This window comes from Pseudazoarcus sp. NS36, assembly GCF_059703705.1.
Window position 1 is genome coordinate 200,017 of record NZ_BAAKJA010000001.1, and the last position, 19,365, is coordinate 219,381.

The 19,365-nt window shown below is 63.9% G+C and carries 18 protein-coding genes; 10 read left to right on the forward strand and 8 right to left on the reverse strand.

Annotated features, from left to right (window positions below; all coding sequences use genetic code 11):
* The first annotated feature begins 121 nt into the window (after nt 1–121).
* Nucleotides 122–829 carry a DUF4145 domain-containing protein gene (locus AC6H0R_RS00955; protein ID WP_497579462.1) on the forward strand — a complete coding sequence of 236 codons (708 nt, stop codon included), beginning with the start codon at nt 122–124 and terminating at the stop codon, nt 827–829.
* A gap of 378 nt (nt 830–1,207) precedes the next feature.
* Here the strand turns inward: AC6H0R_RS00955 and AC6H0R_RS00960 are convergent, their stop codons facing one another.
* The 4 genes from AC6H0R_RS00960 to AC6H0R_RS00975 all read right to left on the reverse strand — a co-directional run bounded on the left by AC6H0R_RS00960 (nt 1,208) and on the right by AC6H0R_RS00975 (nt 7,784).
* Nucleotides 1,208–1,423 carry a hypothetical protein gene (locus AC6H0R_RS00960; protein WP_497579463.1) on the reverse strand — a complete coding sequence of 72 codons (216 nt, stop codon included), beginning with the start codon at nt 1,421–1,423 and terminating at the stop codon, nt 1,208–1,210.
* Between the two features lie 376 nt (nt 1,424–1,799).
* Nucleotides 1,800–4,472 (reverse strand): aminopeptidase N, encoded by a 2,673-nt coding sequence (gene pepN / locus AC6H0R_RS00965; protein ID WP_497579464.1) that lies wholly within the window; start codon nt 4,470–4,472, stop codon nt 1,800–1,802.
* An 11-nt stretch (nt 4,473–4,483) separates the two neighbouring features.
* Nucleotides 4,484–7,237: a cation-transporting P-type ATPase gene (locus AC6H0R_RS00970; protein ID WP_497579465.1), complete on the reverse strand. Its 2,754-nt coding sequence runs from the start codon at nt 7,235–7,237 to the stop codon at nt 4,484–4,486.
* Between the two features lie 67 nt (nt 7,238–7,304).
* Nucleotides 7,305–7,784 (reverse strand): RDD family protein, encoded by a 480-nt coding sequence (locus AC6H0R_RS00975; RefSeq protein ID WP_497579466.1) that lies wholly within the window; start codon nt 7,782–7,784, stop codon nt 7,305–7,307.
* Between the two features lie 152 nt (nt 7,785–7,936).
* Here AC6H0R_RS00975 and AC6H0R_RS00980 point away from each other — a divergent pair, with 152 nt between their 5' ends.
* From AC6H0R_RS00980 to pssA, 4 genes are all read left to right on the forward strand, one after another.
* Nucleotides 7,937–9,649: an acetolactate synthase 3 catalytic subunit gene (locus AC6H0R_RS00980; RefSeq protein WP_497579467.1), complete on the forward strand. Its 1,713-nt coding sequence runs from the start codon at nt 7,937–7,939 to the stop codon at nt 9,647–9,649.
* A 145-nt stretch (nt 9,650–9,794) separates the two neighbouring features.
* A complete protein-coding gene (gene ilvN, locus AC6H0R_RS00985) occupies nt 9,795–10,286 on the forward strand; it encodes an acetolactate synthase small subunit (RefSeq protein WP_497579468.1) in 492 nt (163 codons plus the stop codon).
* A gap of 84 nt (nt 10,287–10,370) precedes the next feature.
* Nucleotides 10,371–11,387, forward strand: a complete 1,017-nt coding sequence (gene ilvC / locus AC6H0R_RS00990) for a ketol-acid reductoisomerase (protein WP_497579469.1) — start codon at nt 10,371–10,373, stop codon at nt 11,385–11,387.
* A 115-nt stretch (nt 11,388–11,502) separates the two neighbouring features.
* Nucleotides 11,503–12,306, forward strand: coding sequence for a CDP-diacylglycerol--serine O-phosphatidyltransferase (gene pssA / locus AC6H0R_RS00995; protein ID WP_497579470.1), 804 nt, complete (start codon nt 11,503–11,505; stop codon nt 12,304–12,306).
* Nucleotides 12,307–12,310: 4 nt separating this feature from the next.
* Here the strand turns inward: pssA and AC6H0R_RS01000 are convergent, their stop codons facing one another.
* Entirely contained in the window at nt 12,311–12,673 is a 363-nt protein-coding gene (locus AC6H0R_RS01000; protein ID WP_497579471.1) for a DUF2069 domain-containing protein, read from the reverse strand.
* Nucleotides 12,670–13,269: an NAD(P)H:quinone oxidoreductase gene (gene wrbA, locus AC6H0R_RS01005; RefSeq protein ID WP_497579472.1), complete on the reverse strand. Its 600-nt coding sequence runs from the start codon at nt 13,267–13,269 to the stop codon at nt 12,670–12,672. Before wrbA ends, AC6H0R_RS01000 begins: the two co-directional genes overlap by 4 nt.
* Before the next feature lie 130 nt (nt 13,270–13,399).
* Between wrbA and rpsP the strand changes: the two genes are divergently transcribed.
* From rpsP to rplS, 4 genes are all read left to right on the forward strand, one after another.
* A complete protein-coding gene (gene rpsP / locus AC6H0R_RS01010) occupies nt 13,400–13,645 on the forward strand; it encodes a 30S ribosomal protein S16 (RefSeq protein WP_497579473.1) in 246 nt (81 codons plus the stop codon).
* A gap of 15 nt (nt 13,646–13,660) precedes the next feature.
* Nucleotides 13,661–14,167 (forward strand): ribosome maturation factor RimM, encoded by a 507-nt coding sequence (gene rimM / locus AC6H0R_RS01015; protein ID WP_497579474.1) that lies wholly within the window; start codon nt 13,661–13,663, stop codon nt 14,165–14,167.
* A 4-nt stretch (nt 14,168–14,171) separates the two neighbouring features.
* Nucleotides 14,172–14,954, forward strand: a complete 783-nt coding sequence (gene trmD / locus AC6H0R_RS01020) for a tRNA (guanosine(37)-N1)-methyltransferase TrmD (protein ID WP_497579475.1) — start codon at nt 14,172–14,174, stop codon at nt 14,952–14,954.
* A 116-nt stretch (nt 14,955–15,070) separates the two neighbouring features.
* Nucleotides 15,071–15,448: a 50S ribosomal protein L19 gene (gene rplS, locus AC6H0R_RS01025; protein WP_497579476.1), complete on the forward strand. Its 378-nt coding sequence runs from the start codon at nt 15,071–15,073 to the stop codon at nt 15,446–15,448.
* A gap of 93 nt (nt 15,449–15,541) precedes the next feature.
* On the opposite strand, the gene lptG is transcribed toward rplS, so the two are convergent.
* Both lptG and lptF read right to left on the reverse strand, forming a co-directional pair.
* Nucleotides 15,542–16,624, reverse strand: a complete 1,083-nt coding sequence (gene lptG / locus AC6H0R_RS01030; protein WP_497579477.1) for an LPS export ABC transporter permease LptG — start codon at nt 16,622–16,624, stop codon at nt 15,542–15,544.
* On the reverse strand, nt 16,621–17,700 hold the full coding sequence (gene lptF, locus AC6H0R_RS01035; protein WP_497579478.1) for an LPS export ABC transporter permease LptF: 1,080 nt from the start codon (nt 17,698–17,700) through the stop codon (nt 16,621–16,623). The genes lptG and lptF overlap by 4 nt, the downstream gene beginning before the upstream one ends.
* 170 nt (nt 17,701–17,870) lie before the next feature.
* On the opposite strand from lptF, the gene AC6H0R_RS01040 reads away from it, so the two are divergent.
* Entirely contained in the window at nt 17,871–19,364 is a 1,494-nt protein-coding gene (locus AC6H0R_RS01040) for a leucyl aminopeptidase (protein WP_497579479.1), read from the forward strand.
* Nucleotide 19,365 lies beyond the last annotated feature (1 nt).

Genomic DNA, 19,365 nt, shown 5'->3' on the forward strand with positions numbered 1-19,365 from the left:
GGCGTGACAACCGCCCCCATACATGCGGCGCAATGCGCTTCGCTTATTGCGCCCTACGCGAATTAAATGCTATTGATAGCCATCAGCAATAACACTTGAAGCACTTTTGATAGGCGCCAAGATGACTGCATCGGACCCAAACGAGGCCATCAAAGCCCATTGCCCGACTTGCGACGGCGAGCGCAATTGTGTCATCCACGGTCACGTAAAAAAGCCATGGGAGTGGGCTGACGATTGCGGCCATTCTGTCGATGGCTGCGAAGAGCATACCCTTATGGAATGCATGGGGTGTGAGACTGTTTTCTATGAGGTATGCAGCTGGAACAGCGAATCTATCGAACATTGGTACGATCTGAACGGCAACGCCCAGTCTCGCCCGGTCGAGGACAAGTCGACCTACCCAAAGCCTGAAAACAAGACGAAGCCACCATGGTTTGATCTAATTTCAAGGTCAGACGAGCAGTTGCATCGTATTCTTAATGAAATGTACGTAGCAATTGAGCACAACTCATACATCCTAGCGGCTATTGGCTTACGAACTGCTCTCGACCGCAGCACAGAAGTTCTTGGGATCGACAGCTGCCTAAGCTTTCGCAAGAAGCTTGACGCCCTTCAAGCAGGGGGTTGGATTGGGGAGACCGAGAGGGAGATACTCGCAGTAGTCACCGACGCAGGCAGCGCAGCGGCCCATCGGGGGTGGAATCCACAGCAAGCAGACCTCTTGCATTTGTTCGCCTCAATGGAAGTATTCCTGCAACGAGCCTTCATCATCGGAAAGTCGGCGCTGAACATTAAGCCCACCATACCTTCCAGAGGAGAGCCCACGTAGGGCGCAATAAGCGAAGCGAATTGCGCCGGATGCTCACCGCAGCCTATGGCACTGCGCCAATCGTAGCCACCCAAGCCCCCTCTACCTCGCCGAGCTCCAGCCGCTTTCGCCGGGGATGTCCGGTCCTGCTGTTTGAGCGAAGCGAGTTCAGGACCGGCCGGCGAAAGCGGCTGAAGCGAGGGCAGCCCGAAGGGCCGAGGCAGCGGGGCACGTTTCTTTGCTTCCTTTCTTGTCGTGCAACAAGAAAGGAAGTCGCCCGCCGGGGCGAATTCCCGGCCGGTCGAGGCCAACACAAGCACCTCACGCAACACAAGCAAGGCAAACAAAAAAGGGGAGCGCACGCTCCCCTTTTTCAAACACGCGGCGAACAAGACCGCCTCACGCCTTTTTCGGCGGAACCACCTCTTCCACCGTGCGCCAGCGGAAATTGTCGTTATCCGCCGGAATCCACTGCTGGCACCACAGATTGATGCACTCCTGCCCTTCGGTTCCCGGCGCAATCGCCAGGAAACTTTCCTCGTCGTAGTGCTGCACCTCGGAGCGCTGCCAGGTCTGGCAGAACTTGCAGCGGATTTCTCCAAAACCCTTCTTCATCGCGTTGTCCAGCTTATCCAGAGATTGGTTTCAATGTATGCACAGCGCCTATCGTAGCCGCCCAAGTCCCCTCTGTCTCGCCGAGTGCAGGCCGGTATCGCCGGGGCAGTCCGGTCCTGCTGTTTGAGCGAAGCGAGTTCAGGACCGGCCGGCGAAACCGGCTGGAGCGAGGGAAGCCCGAAGGGCCGAGGCGGCGGGGCACGTTTCTTTGCTTCCTTTCTTGTCGTGCAACAAGAAAGGAAGTCGCCCGCCGGGGCGAGTCCCGGCCGGTCAAGGCCAATTGAAATCGACCGGGGATGGGCCCGCTCCAAACACGAAAGAAAAAGGGGAGCCCCGCTCCCCCTTTTTTTATCGCCGAAGTCGGCAGATGCAGCCGTCAGCCGGCCAGCGCCTTGCCGACAATCTCCGCCACATCCGGCGACAAGCCCGAAGCGCCCTTCACGCGCTCGAGCTGCGCACGAATGGAAGCCTGCAGCGCCGGCGTATACCGCCGCCAGTTCTCCAACGAGCGCGCCATACGCGACGCCACCTGCGGATTGCGACGATCCAGCGCGATGACCTGATCCGCCCAGAAGGCGTGGCCTTCAGCCGTGTGGAACTCGGCCGGGTTGCCGCGGAAGAAGGTGCCGAGCAGCGAATACACCTTGTTGGGGTTGGTGATGGCGAAGGCCGGGTCGTCCATCAGCGCGCGCACGCGTTCCAGCACCGGCGCGGACGTGGCGTCCCAACGCCAGGCGCCGGCCTGCAGGGCGAACCATTTGTCCATGACCAGCGCGTCGCCGGAGAAGCGCGTGTAGAAGGTGTCGAGTGCGCGCTGCGCGGCGGGGCTGGCGCTGTGCACCAGCGCGATCAGCGCACCGAACTGCTCGGTCATGTTCTCGGCGTGGTCGAACTGGGTTTCGGCGCGGGCGATGCCCTCGGCGCTGTCGGCAGCGGCGAGGTAGCGCAGCGCGAGGTTGCGCAGCGCACGGCGGCCGGCGTCGCCCGGGTGATAGCGGTAGGCGCCCTTCACTTCGAGGCGGCTGTACAGCGCCAGCCACTGCTCGGCAAAGCGCTCGCCGATGGCACGCAGCACGCGCATCAGCGCGGCGCGCAGCGCGGCCGGATCGGCCTGCCCCATGCGTTCGAGCAGCCAGCCTTCGCCCGGCAGCGTAGCGGTAACGGCGAGGAAACCGGGGTCGAGGCGTTCGTCGTCGAGCAGCGCGCCCCAGGCATCGAGCAGGGCCTGCGGCACCGGCGCGGAGGGCTTGGCGGCCAGATCGAGCACCACGCGCTCACCGAAGCGCTGCGCGGCGTCCCAGCGGTTGCAGGGGTCGGAATCGTGCGCCATGCGGAAGGCGAGACGTGCGTCGTCCTCGTCGATTTCCAGCATGACCGGCGCGGAGAAGCCGCGGAACAGCGAGGGCACGGGGTCGGCCAGCACGTCTTCGAAGACGAAGCTCTGCTCGGCTTCGGTGAGTTCGAGCACGCGGGTGGTGGCGCCGGCAGCGGATTCGCCGGCCAGACGCAGCGGCAAGTCGGCGCCGTCCGGGCCGATCAGGCCGATGGCGACGGGGATGACCAGCGGCAGCTTGTCGGCCTGCCCCGGCGTGGGCGGCGTGCGCTGCGCGAGCGTGAGCGTGTATTGGCGCTTGGCGGCGTCCCAGCGACCGTCGGCCGACACCACGGGCGTGCCGGCCTGCGCATACCAGCGCATGAACTGGCCCATGTCACGGCCGTTGGCATCCGCCATGGCGGCGACGAAATCGTCGCAGGTTACGGCCTGACCGTCGTGGCGCTCAAAGTACAGGTCCATGCCCTTGCGGAAGCCCTCCGCGCCGAACAGCGTGTGCTGCATGCGGATGACCTCGGAACCCTTCTCGTACACCGTGGCGGTGTAGAAGTTGTTGACTTCCTGATAGCTGTCCGGGCGGATGGGGTGCGCCATCGGGCCGGAATCCTCGGTGAACTGGGCCGAGCGCAGCACGCGCACGTCGTCGATGCGCTTGACGGCGCGGGCCGAGGCCTCGCTCTCGGGGCCGGCGGCACGCGCCAACATGTCCGCGGAGAACTGCTGGTCACGGAAGACGGTGAGGCCTTCCTTGAGCGTGAGCTGGAACCAGTCGCGGCAGGTAACGCGGTTGCCGGTCCAGTTATGGAAGTACTCGTGCGCAACGACGCTCTCGATGCCTTCGTAGTCGGCATCGGTGGCGGTGTCGGGGCGGGCCAGCACGTATTTGGCGTTGAAGATGTTGAGACCCTTGTTCTCCATCGCGCCCATGTTGAAGTCGCCCACCGCGACGATCATGAAGCGGTCCAGATCCAGCTCAAGACCAAAGGTCTCTTCGTCCCAGTGCATGGAATGCACGAGCGAATCCATGGCATGACCAGCCCGGTCCACGTTGCCGTGCTCGACCCACACCTGCAGCAATACTTCACGACCGCTGGCCGTCTTCTCGGTGCGTTCAAGCACTTCGAGGTCAGCGGCGACCAGTGCGAACAGGTACGAAGGCTTGAGGAAGGGGTCTTCCCAAACGGCGTAGTGACGATCGCCCGGCAGTTCGCCGGAGGCCACCAGGTTGCCGTTGGACAGCAGCACCGGGAAGCGCGCGCGCTCGGCCTCCATGCGCACGGAGAAGCGCGTCATCACGTCCGGGCGGTCCGGGAAATAGGTGATGCGGCGAAAGCCCTCGGCCTCGCACTGCGTGAATAAGCCGTTCTTTGACGCATACAGGCCGGACAAGGTGGTGTTGGCGGTGGGATTGACGCGCGTGACGACCTCAACCATGGCGACGCTACCGGGGATGTCCAGCTCGATGCCGGCGTCAGTGCGCTGCATCCAGTCGGCGGCGTCCTGGCCGTCGATGCTCAGCGAAACGAGTTCCAGCTCGTCACCAAGCAGCACCAGCGGGCCCTGCTCGCCGCGCTTCTTGACGCAGGCCAGGCGGCTTTTGACCAGGGTGTTCTCGGCATCCAGATCGAAATGCAGCTCGACGCTGTCGATGCGCCACGGCATCGGAGAATAGTCGGCGCGTTGGATGGTGACGGGGGTGGAGAGCGAGTTATCCATGATTTTCCGGTTCAGTTCTTGAATTCACGACGCCGCAGCCATGCCTTTTCTGCTTCGACAACAAGCAGGATGAGCAGGCCGAAGCCGAAGATGCGCAGCCAGGTGGTGGCATCGAGCCCCGCGGTGCCGAACAGCGTGTGCATGAACGGCACATAGGTAAACAGTATCTGGGCAAGCAGCAACAAGCCAATCGCCAGCAACACGTAGCGATTGCCGGTGAGCCCCTGCCGGTTGAGCACGCTGGCGCGGAAGCTGCGCATGTTGAAGAGGTAGAAGGCCTCACCGATCAACACCGCGTTGACGGCGGCAGTGCGGGCCAGTTCCAGGCTCTGGCCGCGCGCCACCTCCCACAGGAAGAAGCCCATGCCGCCGGCCACCAGCAGCAGGCCGACGAAGATGATGCGCCACACCACAAAACGCGACAGCAAGGGCTCGGCCGGCGAGCGCGGCGGGCGCTGCATGAGATCGCGCTCGCCCGGCTCGAAGGCCAGCGCCAGCGCCAGCGTCACGGCGGTGATCATGTTCACCCACAGGATCTGCGCGGGCGTGATCGGCATGGTGATGCCGAACAGCACCGCGAACAGCACGATGCCGCCCTGCCCCAGATTGGTCGGCAGGATGAAAGCAATGGCCTTGCGCAGGTTGTCGTACACCGTACGCCCTTCCTCCACCGCCGCTGCAATGGACGCGAAGTTGTCGTCGGCCAGCACCACCTCGGCGGCTTCCTTGGCCGCTTCCGTGCCCTTATTGCCCATAGCTACGCCGACTTCGGCGCGTTTGAGCGCGGGGGCGTCATTGACGCCGTCGCCGGTCATCGCCACGACCTCGCCGCGCGCCTGCAGCGCTTTGACCAGCCGCAGTTTGTGCTCGGGGCTGGCGCGGGCAAAGATCTCGGTGTCGCCAACCAAACGCTGCAGGGCGAGGTCGTCGAGCTTCTCGATCTCGGCGCCGGTCAGCGCGTCCAGGCCACCACCCAGGCCCAGCTGCGCGCCGATGGCCTGCGCTGTGGCGGCGTGATCGCCGGTGATCATCTTTACGCGGATACCCGCGGCGTGACAGCGCGCAATGGCAGCAATGGCCTCCTCGCGCGGCGGGTCGGACAGGCCCAGCAGCGCCAGCAGGGTAAAGCCTCCGCGTTCGACGTCGCCGAAGCTGAGCGCGCGCGGCACGTCCTGCCCGTGTCGCACGGCCACTGCCAGCAAGCGCATGCCGTCAGCCGCGACTTCTTGCATGCGGGCATGCCAGTGATCACGATCAATCGGCACGTCGCCCGCATCCGTCCGCTGATGCGTACACAGCTCGAGCACGCGCTCGGGCGCCCCTTTCAGATAGATGCGCCCGCTGCCGCAGTGGTCATGGTGCAGCGTGGCCATGAAGCGATGTTCGGACTCAAAGGGAATGACATCCGTGCGCGGCAGTTGCTCGCGCTCGAAACCGCGCTCCAGCCCGGCCTTGAGCGCCAGCGTGATCAGTGCGCCCTCGGTCGGGTCGCCATTGAGCAGCCAGTCACCGGATTTCTCGCGTACCGTGGCGTCATTGCACAGCAGCGCGGCGCGCGCGGCCTCCAGCAGCACCGCATCCCGCGTACACGCTCCCGGCTCGAACAGCGCGGCGAGCGCGACTACGCCGCCCTCGCCCGACAGCCGCTCGACCTGGCCATGCGGCGCGTAGCCGGCGCCGGACACGGCATAGGCATCGTCGGCACTCACCACGCGCTGCACGGTCATTTCATTGCGCGTGAGCGTGCCGGTCTTGTCCGAGCAGATCACCGTCACGGAACCCAGCGCCTCGACCGAGGGCAGGCGGCGGATGATGGCCTTGCGCTGCGCCATGCGCTGCACGCCGATGGCCAGCGTGATGGTCATGATGGCCGGCAGGCCTTCGGGAATCGCCGCCACGGCCAGACCGACGGCGGCGAGGAACATCTCGCCGGCGGAGTAATCCCGCACCAGCGTGCCGAAGGCAAAGGAGAGCCCCGCAACGCCGAGAATCACCCAGGTAAGCCAGCGACCGAAGGCGGCAAGCTGCTGCAACAGCGGGGTGGTCAATTGTTCGACGGCGCCCAGCATCTCGCTGATACGGCCGATTTCGGTCTGCGCTCCGGTGGCGACGACAACGCCGACCGCCTGACCGTAGGCCACCAGCGTGCCGGAGTAGGCCATGGAGCTGCGGTCACCCAGCGGCACGTTTGCTTCGACCGCCTCGGCTGCCTTGTCCACCGGCACGGATTCACCGGTGAGCGCCGCTTCCTCGATACGCAGGCTGCGCACCTCGATCAGGCGCAGGTCGGCCGGCACCTTGTCGCCGGAAGCGATGAACACGATGTCACCCGGCACCAGATCCTCGGCCGCAATCTCGCGCCGGTGTCCTTCGCGGATGACCTGGGCACGCAGCGAGAGCATGTCGCGGATGGCATCCAGCGCACGCTCGGCCTTGCCTTCCTGCATGAAACCGATGACGGCGTTGATGATCACCACGCCGAAGATCACGCCGCTGTCGATGTAATGCCCGAGCAGTCCGGTGATGGCGCCGGCGGCCAGCAGCACGTAGATCAGCACGTCGTGGAATTGCAGCAGGAAGCGCTCGAAAGCGCTGTGCCGGCCCGGCGCGGGCAGCGCATTGGGGCCGTGCGCGGCGAGGCGCTGGCCAGCGTCGGCCATGCTCAGTCCGACCGTCCAGTCCACCGCAAGGGTTTCGAGAACGTGGGCTGAATCGCGCGCGTGATGGGCATTCTCACCACTGCCGCGCTCGGCGACGGGGCTCATGTGTGCTCCGTGAGGGCGGGGAATACTGCGGGCCGGTACATGCGCCGATGATACCGCAGCGCCCGCTTCAGCCCTTCTGCGGCGGGGGCAGCAGCACCATGCAGGTGCCGGCCAGGCGGTCATGCAGGAACTGGCGGTCGCGGTCGACAATGGCCCACAGGATGCCAACCCCGAAGAACCACAGCGACGGCCACGACACGGCGTAGCGCAGCGCAGCACGGCCAAGCGTGAGCGGACGGCCGTCCCGCGCGTCGACCACCTTCAGCCGCCAGGTCTGCATCGCCAGCGTGGCGCCATGGCGATGCCAGTACCACACGAAGTAGGCACCCATCACCAGGAAGAGGTGCAGCCACAGCAGCCACGGCGCGACCGCCACTCCGGCCGCGAAACCCAGAACGACATGCGGAACGATGAAACTCAGGGCCAGCACACCGAGCAACAACAGCACTTCGTACAACATGCTGGCGAGCCTGCGCCGCAGGCCGGCCAGCTCCGCGACCGGACGAGCAGCCGCCGGAAGCACCTCGGCAACGGGCTTCTTGTTCATTCTGACCTTGCTGGGAGAAGGGCTATAAGCCCTTGAGATTCAGGGAAAACCGGATTCGTGAAACACACTGACGCGCCGCAACAAGCCTTGACCGAAATTCGCTCTGAAGCTACTCTTCGCCGTTTCTGGTTTGTGCGAAGCGAGTCGTGTAAATGGAACTCACCGGTGCGGAAATTGTAATCAGGTGCCTGCAGGAAGAAAAGGTCGAGTATGTCTTCGGCTATCCGGGCGGCGCTGTTCTCTATATCTACGATGCTCTTTTCCGCCAGGAGCAGGTTCGTCACGTATTGACCCGTCATGAGCAGGCTGCGGTACACGCCGCCGACGGCTATGCCCGCTGCACGGAAAGCGTGGGCGTTGCGCTGGTGACCTCCGGCCCGGGCGCGACCAACGCCGTGACCGGCATTGCCACGGCGTTCTGTGACTCGATCCCGATGGTCATCGTCACCGGTCAGGTGCCGACTGCCGCCATCGGCCAGGACGCCTTCCAGGAAGTCGACACCGTGGGCATCACCCGCCCTTGTGTGAAACACAACTTCCTGGTCAAGGACGTGAAAGACATCGCAGCCACCATGAAGAAGGCCTTCATGCTGGCGCGCACAGGCCGCCCCGGCCCGGTGCTGGTCGACATCCCCAAGGATGTGTCGACCCACAAGTGCGAATACGAGTACCCGGCCGAAGTCACGATGCGTTCGTACAACCCGGTGGTGAAAGGCCATCAGGGCCAGATCCGCAAGGCCGTGCAGCTGTTGCTCGAAGCCAAGCGTCCGATGATCTATTCCGGCGGCGGCGTGATCCTGTCGAACGCCTCGGAGCAGCTGACCAAGCTCACGCGCCTGCTCGGCTTCCCGATCACCAACACGCTGATGGGCCTGGGCGCCTATCCGGCCAGCGACAAGCAATACCTCGGCATGCCGGGCATGCACGGCACCTACGAAGCCAACATGTCCATGCACTTCTCGGACGTCCTGCTGGCCGTGGGTTCGCGCTTTGACGACCGCGTCATCGGCAACCCGGCCCACTTCGCCGAAGAGCCGCGCAAGATCATCCACATCGACGTCGATCCGTCGTCCATCTCCAAGCGTGTGAAGGTGGACGTGCCCATCGTCGGCGATGTGCGCGACGTGCTCGACGAGATGATCCGCCAGATCGAATCCGGCGAGGCCCGCCCCGACAAGGAAGCGCTGGCCACGTGGTGGAAGCAGGTCGCCGAATGGCAGAGCCGCGACTGCATGCAGTACAAGAACTCGGACGAGATCATCAAGCCGCAGTTCGTCGTGCAGAAGCTGTGGGAAGTCACCAAGGGCGAAGCCTTCGTGACCTCCGACGTGGGCCAGCACCAGATGTGGGCCGCGCAGTACTACCCCTTCGAAAAGCCGCGTCGCTGGCTCAACTCGGGCGGCCTGGGCACCATGGGTGTCGGCCTGCCCTACGCCATGGGCGCGCAGCTCGCGCACCCCGAGGCGCAAGTGGCCTGCATCACCGGTGAAGCCTCGATCCAGATGTGCATCCAGGAACTGTCGACCTGCAAGCAGTTCCGCCTGCCGCTGAAGATCGTGAACCTGAACAACGGCTACCTCGGCATGGTGCGTCAGTGGCAGCAGCTGTTCCACGGCGGGCGCTACTCCGAGTCCTACATGGATTCGCTGCCTGACTTCGCCAAGCTGGCCGAGTCCTACGGCCACGTCGGCATCCAGGTAAAGAATCCGGCCGACGTCGAGGGCGCACTGCGCAAGGCTTTCACCGAGCACAAGGATGAGCTGGTCTTCCTCGACTTCCTCGTGGATCCGACCGAAAACGTCTATCCGATGGTTCAGGGCGGCAAGGGTCTCACCGAGATGATCCTGTCGGCCGAAGACCTCTAAGCGCCAACACGCCGGCGAACCGCGGCTCACCCCTGCCGCGGTTTCCGGCGAAGCCTCACCGGGCTTCGCCGGCGCGGATCACCCCCTGCGGTGCTCCGATGCGACGGGCGGCAAGGCTCCAACCGACCCTCCCCGGGAATTGAACATGAGACACGTCATCTCCCTGCTGATCGAGAACGAAGCCGGCGCCCTGTCGCGCGTCTCGGGCCTGTTCTCGGCCCGCGGCTACAACATCGAATCGCTTACCGTGGCGCCGACCGAAGATCCGTCGATGTCGCGCATGACCATCGTCACGACCGGCTCGGACGACATCATCGAGCAGATCACCAAGCAGCTGAACAAGCTGGTCGAGGTCATCAAGGTCGTCGACATTTCCGAGTCGGCCCACGTCGAGCGCGAGCTGATGCTCGTCAAGGTGCGCGCCACCGGCAAGGACCGCGAAGAGATGAAGCGCTTGGCTGACATCTTCCGCGCGCGCGTCATCGACGTCACCGAAGCGTCCTACGTCATCGAGCTGACCGGCGACCAGGCCAAGCTCGACGCCTTCGTGGCCGCCATCGACACCGACCTGATCCTGGAAACCGTGCGATCGGGCGTGTGCGGCGTAGGCCGTGGCGACCGCATCCTGAAAATCTGATTTGAACCGCTGCCCGCCCGCATTGCGCGTGGTGGAACGCTCCCTTTCTGCCAGAAGAAGCAACCGAACCAACGCGAGGAAACGATGAAAGTTTATTACGACAAGGACGCTGACCTCTCCCTCATCAAGAAGATGAAGGTCACGATCGTCGGCTACGGCTCCCAGGGCCACGCTCACGCCCAGAACCTGTCCGAATCCGGCGTCAAGGTCACTGTGGCCCTGCGCAAGGACGGCGCTTCGTGGGAAAAGGCCAAGGCCGCCGGCCTGAAGGTCGAAGAAATCGGCAAGGCCGTGAAAGGCGCCGACCTGGTCATGATGCTGCTGCCGGACGAGAACATTCCGCAGGTGTACAAGGACGAAGTCGAGCCGAACATCAAGAACGGCGGCGTGCTGGCTTTCGCCCACGGCTTCAACGTGCATTACAACCAGGTCGTGCCGCGCGCTGACCTCGACGTGATCATGATCGCGCCGAAGGGCCCGGGCCACACCGTGCGCTCCGAGTACCTGAAGGGCGGCGGCGTGCCGACCCTGATCGCCATCCACCAGGACAAGTCGGGCAAGGCCCACGACATCGCCCTGTCCTACGCTGCAGCCAACGGCGGCACCAAGGGCGGCGTGATCGAGACCAACTTCCGCGAAGAAACCGAAACCGACCTGTTCGGTGAGCAGGCCGTGCTGTGCGGCGGTGCCGTCGAGCTGGTGAAAGCCGGTTTCGAGACGCTGGTCGAAGCTGGCTACGCGCCGGAAATGGCCTACTTCGAGTGCCTGCACGAGCTCAAGCTGATCGTTGACCTGATGTACGAAGGCGGCATCGCCAACATGAACTACTCGATCTCGAACAACGCCGAGTACGGCGAGTACGTGACCGGCCCGGAAGTCATCAACGACGAATCCCGTGCTGCCATGCGCAAGGCTCTGAAGCGCATCCAGACCGGCGAATACGCCAAGATGTTCATCATGGAAGGCCGCAGCAACTACCCGTCCATGACGGCCTATCGTCGCCTCAACGCTGCCCACCCGATCGAAGTGGTCGGTGGCCAGCTGCGTTCGATGATGCCGTGGATCAGCAAGAACAAGCTGGTCGACCAGTCCAAGAACTGATCGGTATCCGCTGAACCTCGGGGCGGGTGCGACGCGGGTTTCCGCGCGCCCCGCCCCGCTTGCGTTTACGCGACGGCAAGCGTGCGAAGGAGCGCCTGCGCTACAATTCCTGCCTATGAATGAAGACCTCGACAACGTGCAGGACCATTACAGCCCCCCGCCACCGCCGCCCAGCCGTCGCCGGGGTATCTACATCCTGCCCAATCTGTTCACGACGGCCGCCCTGTTTGCCGGCTTCTACGCCATCGTGCAGGCCATGCAGGGCAGCTTCGACCATGCAGCCATCGCCGTCTTCATTGCCATGGTGCTGGACGGGCTGGACGGACGCGTTGCACGCCTCACCAACACCCAGAGCGCCTTCGGCGCCGAATACGATTCGCTGGCCGACATGGTGTCCTTCGGTGCGGCACCGGCGCTCATCGTCTACGTGTGGGCACTGCAGGATCTGGGCAACTTCGGCTGGATCGCGGCCTTCATCTATTGCGCCGGCGCGGCCCTGCGACTGGCCCGCTTCAACACCACCATCGACTCTGTCGACAAGCGCTTCTTCCAGGGCCTGCCGAGTCCGGCCGCAGCGGCGCTGGTCGCCGGCCTGGTCTGGGTGGTCAACGACAACGGCATTGCAGGCTCGGACGTGGTGTGGTTCGCCGCCCTGCTGACGGTCTTTGCCGGCCTGTCGATGGTCAGCAACGTGCTGTTCTGGAGCGGCAAGGACATCAACCTGCGCAAGAGCGTGCCCTTCATCGTCGTGATCGCGGTGGTGCTGGGCTTTGCGCTGGTGTCGACCTATCCGGCCGGCGTGCTGTTTGCGCTGTTCCTGGCCTATGCCGTATCCGGCTACGCGATCCTTGGTTGGCGCTGGCTGCGCCGGCGTCGTGCGACAGCAGCTCAGGAAGCACCGCCGCCCGACGAAAGCTGATCCATCAGCTTTCCGAGGTAGCCTGCTGACGCGACGGCGCAGTATTGCGGGCGTAGAGCACCACGCTGGCAAACAACGCCGCAGACAGCACCGCCTCGATGATCGCCAGGGTGCCGCCGATGCCGGCATCCCAGGCGCGCATCACGCCTTCGGTGAAGTACAGCAGGATCAGCATCGACAGCCACTGGTAGGTATAGCGGCGCCCCTTCAGCACGCCGAACACGGCTGCCAGCAGCGGCAAGACCTTCAACATCATCCACGAGCCGCCCGGCCGCAAAGGTGCCAGCCACGCCTCCCAGGCAATGCACAGCACGATCAGCGCGATCAGCAGCGCGCTGGAAATAAGGTTCAGGCTTCGGATGCTCATGATTCGGTCGCAAGTTTGATGGCGCATTCAGCTACACGACGCCCCAGCGCCGCAGCCAATCGTTTTTCTTCGTCGGTCAGCCGCGGATTGCCGTCGGCTCCCGCAACATGGCTGGCACCATAGGGCGTGCCACCACTTCTGGTCGTGTTGAGATCGGCCTCCAGAAAAGGAATGCCGACAATCAGCGCGCCATGGTGCAGCAGCGGCAGCATCATCGTCAGCAGCGTCGACTCCTGCCCGCCGTGCAGGCTACCCGACGAGGTGAACACCCCCGCCGGTTTTCCAGCCAGCGCACCGTTCACCCAGGCGCCGGCCAGGCCGTCGATGAAATACTTCATCGGTGCGGCCATGTTGCCAAAGCGCGTCGGACTGCCCAGCACCAGACCCACACACTCTTCCAGGTCGCGTTGCTCAACATAGGGCGGGCCATCAAGCGGCACATCGGCCTCGACTGCCTCACACACCGCTGACACTTTCGGCACCGTGCGCACGCGAGCGGCCGCGCCCGGCACCGTGTGCACGCCTCGCGCCACCTCCTCCGCCAGCGCGCGGACCGAACCGCGGTGGCTGTAGTACAGGACCAGAATTTCTTTCATGCTTCCGCCGTCCGTCGTGAGGGGCTGATTATACGCGAGGCGTCTCGCCCAATCCGCGCCGCGTCCTTGCTTGTGCGCCGGCTTTCAGCTATATTCACGCGTTTCCCGAATTCACCTGCAGGAACTACCCATGGTCGTCATTCGTCTTGCCCGTGGTGGCGCCAAGAAGCGCCCCTTTTTCAACATCGTCGCTGCCGACAAGCGTGACCGTCGTGACGGTCGCTTCATCGAGCGCGTCGGTTACTTCAACCCGGTCGCCTCCGAAAAAGAGAAGGCCATCGTGATCAACGCCGAGCGCCTTGAGCACTGGGTGAAGAACGGCGCCAAGGTCTCCGACACGGTCGCCCGCCTGGTCAAGCAGTCGAAAGCTGCCTGAGGCAGTTCGCTCACCATGATCGTTCTGGGGCGCATCGTCGCCCCTTTCGGCATCAAGGGCTGGGTGCGTATCGCACCTTTCGGTGATGACCCCGAAAGCTGGGGTCAGATGCCGCAGTGGTGGATCAGCCGCGATGACAAGGCGCCGGACGCCGCGTGGCAGCCGGTCGAAGTGACCGAATGCCGCATGCACGACACCGGCCTGATTGCAGCACTGAAGGAAGTTGCCGACCGCAACGCCGCAGAAGCTGCAAAAGGCTGGTTTGTCGGTGCGCCACGCGAAGCCCTGCCGGAACCTGGCGACGAAGAATATTACTGGGCCGACCTGGTCGGCCTCGCCGTCGAGAACAAGGACGGCGAACGGCTCGGCGAAGTCGCCGGCCTGATGAGTACCGGCGCGCACGATGTACTGCGCGTCATCGACGGTGATACCGAACGGTTGATTCCCTTTGTCGCGGCTTACGCGCTGAAGGTGGATCTGGAAGCCCGCCGCATCACGGTCGATTGGCAGAAGGACTGGTAACAGCGTGGCGGAAGACACCCTGCCCCGACGTTTCGACGTCGTGACGCTGTTCCCGGAAATGTTCTCTGCACTGACCGCCAGCGGCATCACGCGGCGTGCGCAGGAACGCGGTCTGTACGCGATCGGTTTTCACAGCCCGCGCGATTTCGCGCAAGGCGCACATCGCACTGTTGACGACCGGCCCTTCGGGGGCGGCCCCGGCATGGTGATGATGGCCGAGCCGCTGGAACAGGCGATCGCAGCGGCGCAGGCTGCACAGACGGAAAGCAGCAGCAAGACCGGACGGGTGATCTACCTGTCACCGCAAGGCCGAAGGCTGGACCACGCGAAGGTCGTGGAACTGTCGGAGCTCAGCGGACTGGTTTTGCTGTGCGGACGCTACGAAGGCATCGACCAGCGCGTCATCGACGACTGTGTCGATGAGGAAATTTCGCTCGGGGACTTCGTGCTCTCGGGCGGCGAGTTGCCGGCAATGGTGTTGCTCGACGCGATCATCCGGCAGTTGCCGGGGGCGCTGAACGACGGCGATTCTGCGCAACAGGATTCGTTTGTAGACGGGCTGCTGGACTGCCCGCACTACACCCGACCGGAAGTGCATCGCGGTCGGCCCACGCCGGACGTATTGCTGTCCGGCAACCATGCGGCGATTCGCCGCTGGCGACTGAAGCAGTCGCTGGGCAGGACCTGGCTTGTACGCCCCGATCTGCTGGAGTCGCGAAAGCTGAACAAGGAAGAATCGAAACTGCTTGAGGAATTCAGGCAGGAACTGGGGAGCGAGGGCCAGTAGCCCGGACACCCGCCGAGAAGGGCCTGAAACGGCCTGGTACAAAGCGCCTGCATCAGGGAGCACGCTGCTCTGCAGGCAAGAGCCCGATGGGCCATACAACAAACGGAGTTGAACAAATGGATCTGATCCAGAAACTCGAGCAGGAAGAGATCGCCCGCCTGTCCGAAGGCAAGACCATCCCCGCCTTCGGTCCCGGTGACACCGTGATCGTGCAGGTCAAGGTTGTCGAAGGCACGCGTGAGCGTCTGCAGGCTTACGAAGGCGTCGTCATTTCCAAGCGCAACCGTGGTCTGAACTCGAACTTCATCGTGCGCAAGATCTCGTCCGGCGAAGGCGTCGAACGTACTTTCCAGACCTACTCGCCGCTGGTTGCCAGCATCGAAGTGAAGCGTCGTGGTGACGTGCGTCGCGCCAAGCTGTACTACCTGCGCCAACGCTCGGGCAAGTCGGCACGCATCAAGGAAAAGCTGAACTACAAGCACAAGGGCGCCTGATCGCCCCTGCGGACTGCCTCACGGCAGTCGCGGTTCAGCAAAAAGGGCTTCCTTTCGGGGAAGCCCTTTTTCATGGTGTCGCGGATCAGGTGCTCAGCGCCGCTCGACGCGAACCAGCATGGCCGTGGCGGCAAGCAGGAACAAGACCGAAGGCGTGATCGCGGCCAGCGCCGGCGGCCAGGCATTGATCACGCCAAGGTTGCCGAACAGCCCGTTGAGCATGTGGAAGCCGATCCCCAGCATGACCCCGAGGAAGACCTTTACGCTGACCGCCCCCATGCGGTCATGACCGAGCGCGAACGGCAAGGCCAGCGCCATCATCACCAGCACTGCCAGCGGATAGGTCAGTTTCTTCCACAGGGCAATCTCGAAGCGTTGCGTATCCTGACGGTTGTCGCGCAGATGGGTGATGTAAGTGAACAAAGTGGTCACCGACATGCGATCCGGCGACACCATCAGCACACTGAGCACGTCCGGCGTCAGCTGCGAAGCCCAGTCGTAGGCCTCACGCTGGACCAGCCGCACCGAGCCCTCCAGCAAGCGGGTTTCGGTGACGTCGGACAGGCTCCAGACGCCGTCGGTTTCATCGTAGCGACCGCTGCGTGCCGCCTTGACCGATTGCAGCACGCGCTTGTCGTTGAAATCGTAGATACGTACGCCAAAGATGGTTCCATCCGGAAACACCGTCGACACGTTCACGAAGTCATCACCATCCTTGACCCACAGACCGGACTCAAGCTGGTTCGACATGGCTGCACCGGTTGCCGCCAGGCGCCATTGCTGCGCAGCCCGCTCGGCCGGCGGCGCGACAACCTCACCCACCAGAAAGGTGGCGACGACAAATACCGAGCCGATCCCCGCGAGGGTCTGCAGCATGCGCCGGGTCGACATGCCCGAAGCACGCATCACCGTGATCTCGGAATGCCGCGCCAGCGTCGTCAGGGCATACAACGAGCCGATCAGCACCACCACCGGAAACAGCTCGTAGATCCGACCCGGCAGCAGCAAGGCAACATACACGGCGGCATCGACCACGCCGTAACCGCCACGCCCGATGTCTTCAAGCTCGTTGACGAAGTCAAAGAAGGCGAACAAGCCCAGGAATGCCACCAGCAGGATGCCGGTGCCGGCGGCGATCTCGCGCGCCAGATGTCGTGTGATGATGCTCAACTTCATGAACGCGCCCGCCAGAAAGGTGACAGCGCAAGACGCCGATAGAACAGCGCTGCCAGCAATCCGAGCACGATCAGGTGCGGCAGAATCGTTGCCAGCCAGAAGCTGATCTTGCGTTGCGCGACCCAGGCATCGCCGATGTTGATGGCGTTGCTGTACACCAGATAGGCCAGCACGGCCACGATCAGGTTGGTACCACGCCCTGCACGCGGGTTGACGAAGGACAGCGGGATCGCCAGAAACGCCAGCAAGACCGCTGCCAGCGGCATATTGATGCGCGAGGAGAGCTCGCCGAGACCACGCGGTGTGCGCTCGCGCAACAGGTCCAGCGTAGACGTTGTCCTGGTGCGCACGGACGGACTCGCCGTGCGGCGCTGATCGATCAGCACGCGGTAAGCGTCAAACTCCATTACCCGATAATCGGCCGCGCCCGGCTCTCCGTCGTAGCGCCTCCCGTTGGTCAGCACGAGGAACCGGTCGCCCCGCTCGTCTGACTCGATCATGCCCTCTTCCGAGGCAATCACGCTGACGTTGCCGCCCTGCATCGAACTGACGAAGACATTGCGCAACTTGCCATCTTCATCCGAACCGCTCTCGACAAAGAACACACGCTGCCCGCCGGGAGACTCGCGGAACACGCCGGGGGTGACCCGCGTGGTGTCATCACGGTTATCGAGCTCGGCGCGAAAGACTTCGCTCTGGTTATTGGCCCAAGGGGTGATGAACAGGGTCATAGCCGCGATGACGATCGCCATCGGCAAGGCAAAGCGCATGACCGGGGCAATGAACGCAGTGAGCGGCAAGCCGGAGGAAAACCACACCACCATCTCGCTGTCGCGGTAATACCGGCTGAGCGTCACCAGCACGGCCACGAACAGGGTCAGCGACAGCACGATGGGCAGCTGGGCCAGTGCCCCGAAGCCGATCAGCGCCATGACGGCGTCGGCCGGTACGCGACCGCCGGCCGCCTGGCCAAGCATGCGGATCAGCACGACGCTGATGAGAATCGCAAACAGCGCAACAAACAGCGCCAGCGCGGTGTTGCGGAACTCTTTCAGGATGGCGTTGCGGAAAATCATCGCGCCGGGAGGTTCGCCGAAGTAGAGCCGCGGATACAGACGATTGCGACGGAGCGTGAGGACATCACCAACCTTCGGAGATCTGCGCGGAAAAACCGATTTTGACGGCCTCGCGACGCACGGTGATAATCGTCCGCATCATCAACGAGGAAAGCTCTGGGAGAACAGCGGTGGAATTTACCATAAAGACCGGCAACCCGGCCAAGCTCGCCACAGCGGCGATCGTGGTTGGACGGTATGCCGACCGGAAATCGTCCGATTCGGCGTATGCGGCTCTGGACGAGGCTTCCGGCGGAAAGCTCGAAGCCATCGCCGTGCGCGGCGACCTCGAGGATCGCGCCGGCTCGCTGCTCGTCATTCCCGGTCTGGACGGATGCGCCGCCGAGCGCATCGTGGTGGTCAGCCTCGGCAAACATGAGGACTTCGGCGACAAACCCTGGCGGGATGCCGTATCGGCCGCGGCCAAGTGGCTTGCAAACGGCCCTGCACGTGCCGCAACAGTGTGTCTGGCCGACCATCTGCCGACCGGCCGCGATGCGACATGGACCTATCTGAATGCGGCGCGCCTGCTCGCCGACGCCACCTATCGCTACGACACCACGCGCAGCAAGAACGGTAGCGACAAGCCACGCGGCGCCGACAGCGTCGCGCTACTGACCACGGGCAAGGCCAGCGCGGCGCTGAAGACGGCTGCTGCACGCGGCGCTGCCGTCGCTGAAGGCATGGCCTTGAGCAAGGAGCTGGGCAACCTGCCGGCCAACATCTGCACGCCGACGCATCTGGCCGAAACCGCACAGGCGCTGGGCAAGGAGTTCAAGTTCAAGGTCGACGTGCTTGAACGCAAGGACATGGAAAAGCTCGGCATGAACTCGCTGCTGTCGGTCGCACGCGGTTCGCACCAGCCACCCAAGTTCATCGTGATGCACTACAAGGGCGGCAAGCCCAAGGACAAGCCGGTGGTCCTGGTCGGCAAGGGCATCACCTTCGACACCGGCGGCATCTCGCTCAAGCCGGCGGCCGAGATGGACGAGATGAAGTACGACATGTGCGGCGCCGCCAGCGTCATCGGCACCTTCAAGGCGCTGGCCCGCATGGCCTTGCCGATCAACGTCGTCGGCATCATCCCGACCACCGAGAACATGCCGGGCGGCGGCGCCACCAAGCCGGGTGACGTGGTCACCTCGATGAGTGGCCAGACCATCGAAATCCTCAACACCGACGCCGAAGGCCGTCTTGTGCTGTGCGACGCGCTGACCTATGCCGAGCGCTTCAAACCCGCCGCCGTGGTCGATATCGCGACGCTGACCGGCGCCGTCATCATCGCGCTGGGCAAGATCCCGAGCGGCCTGATGGCCAACGACGACGATCTGGCCGATGAACTGCTCGCCTGCGGCCAGCGCTCCGGCGACCGCGCCTGGCGCCTGCCGATCTGGGACGACTATCAGGATCTGCTCAAGAGCAATTTCGCCGACATGGGCAACATCGGTGGTCGCGGCGCCGGCTCCATCACCGCCGCCTGCTTCCTCGCGCGTTACACCAAGAGCTACAAGTGGGCCCACCTCGACATCGCCGGCACGGCCTGGGTGTCGGGCGAAGCCAAAGGCGCGACGGGACGGCCAGTGCCGCTGTTGACCGAGTTCCTGATCGGCCGCAGCGGAGGTTGAA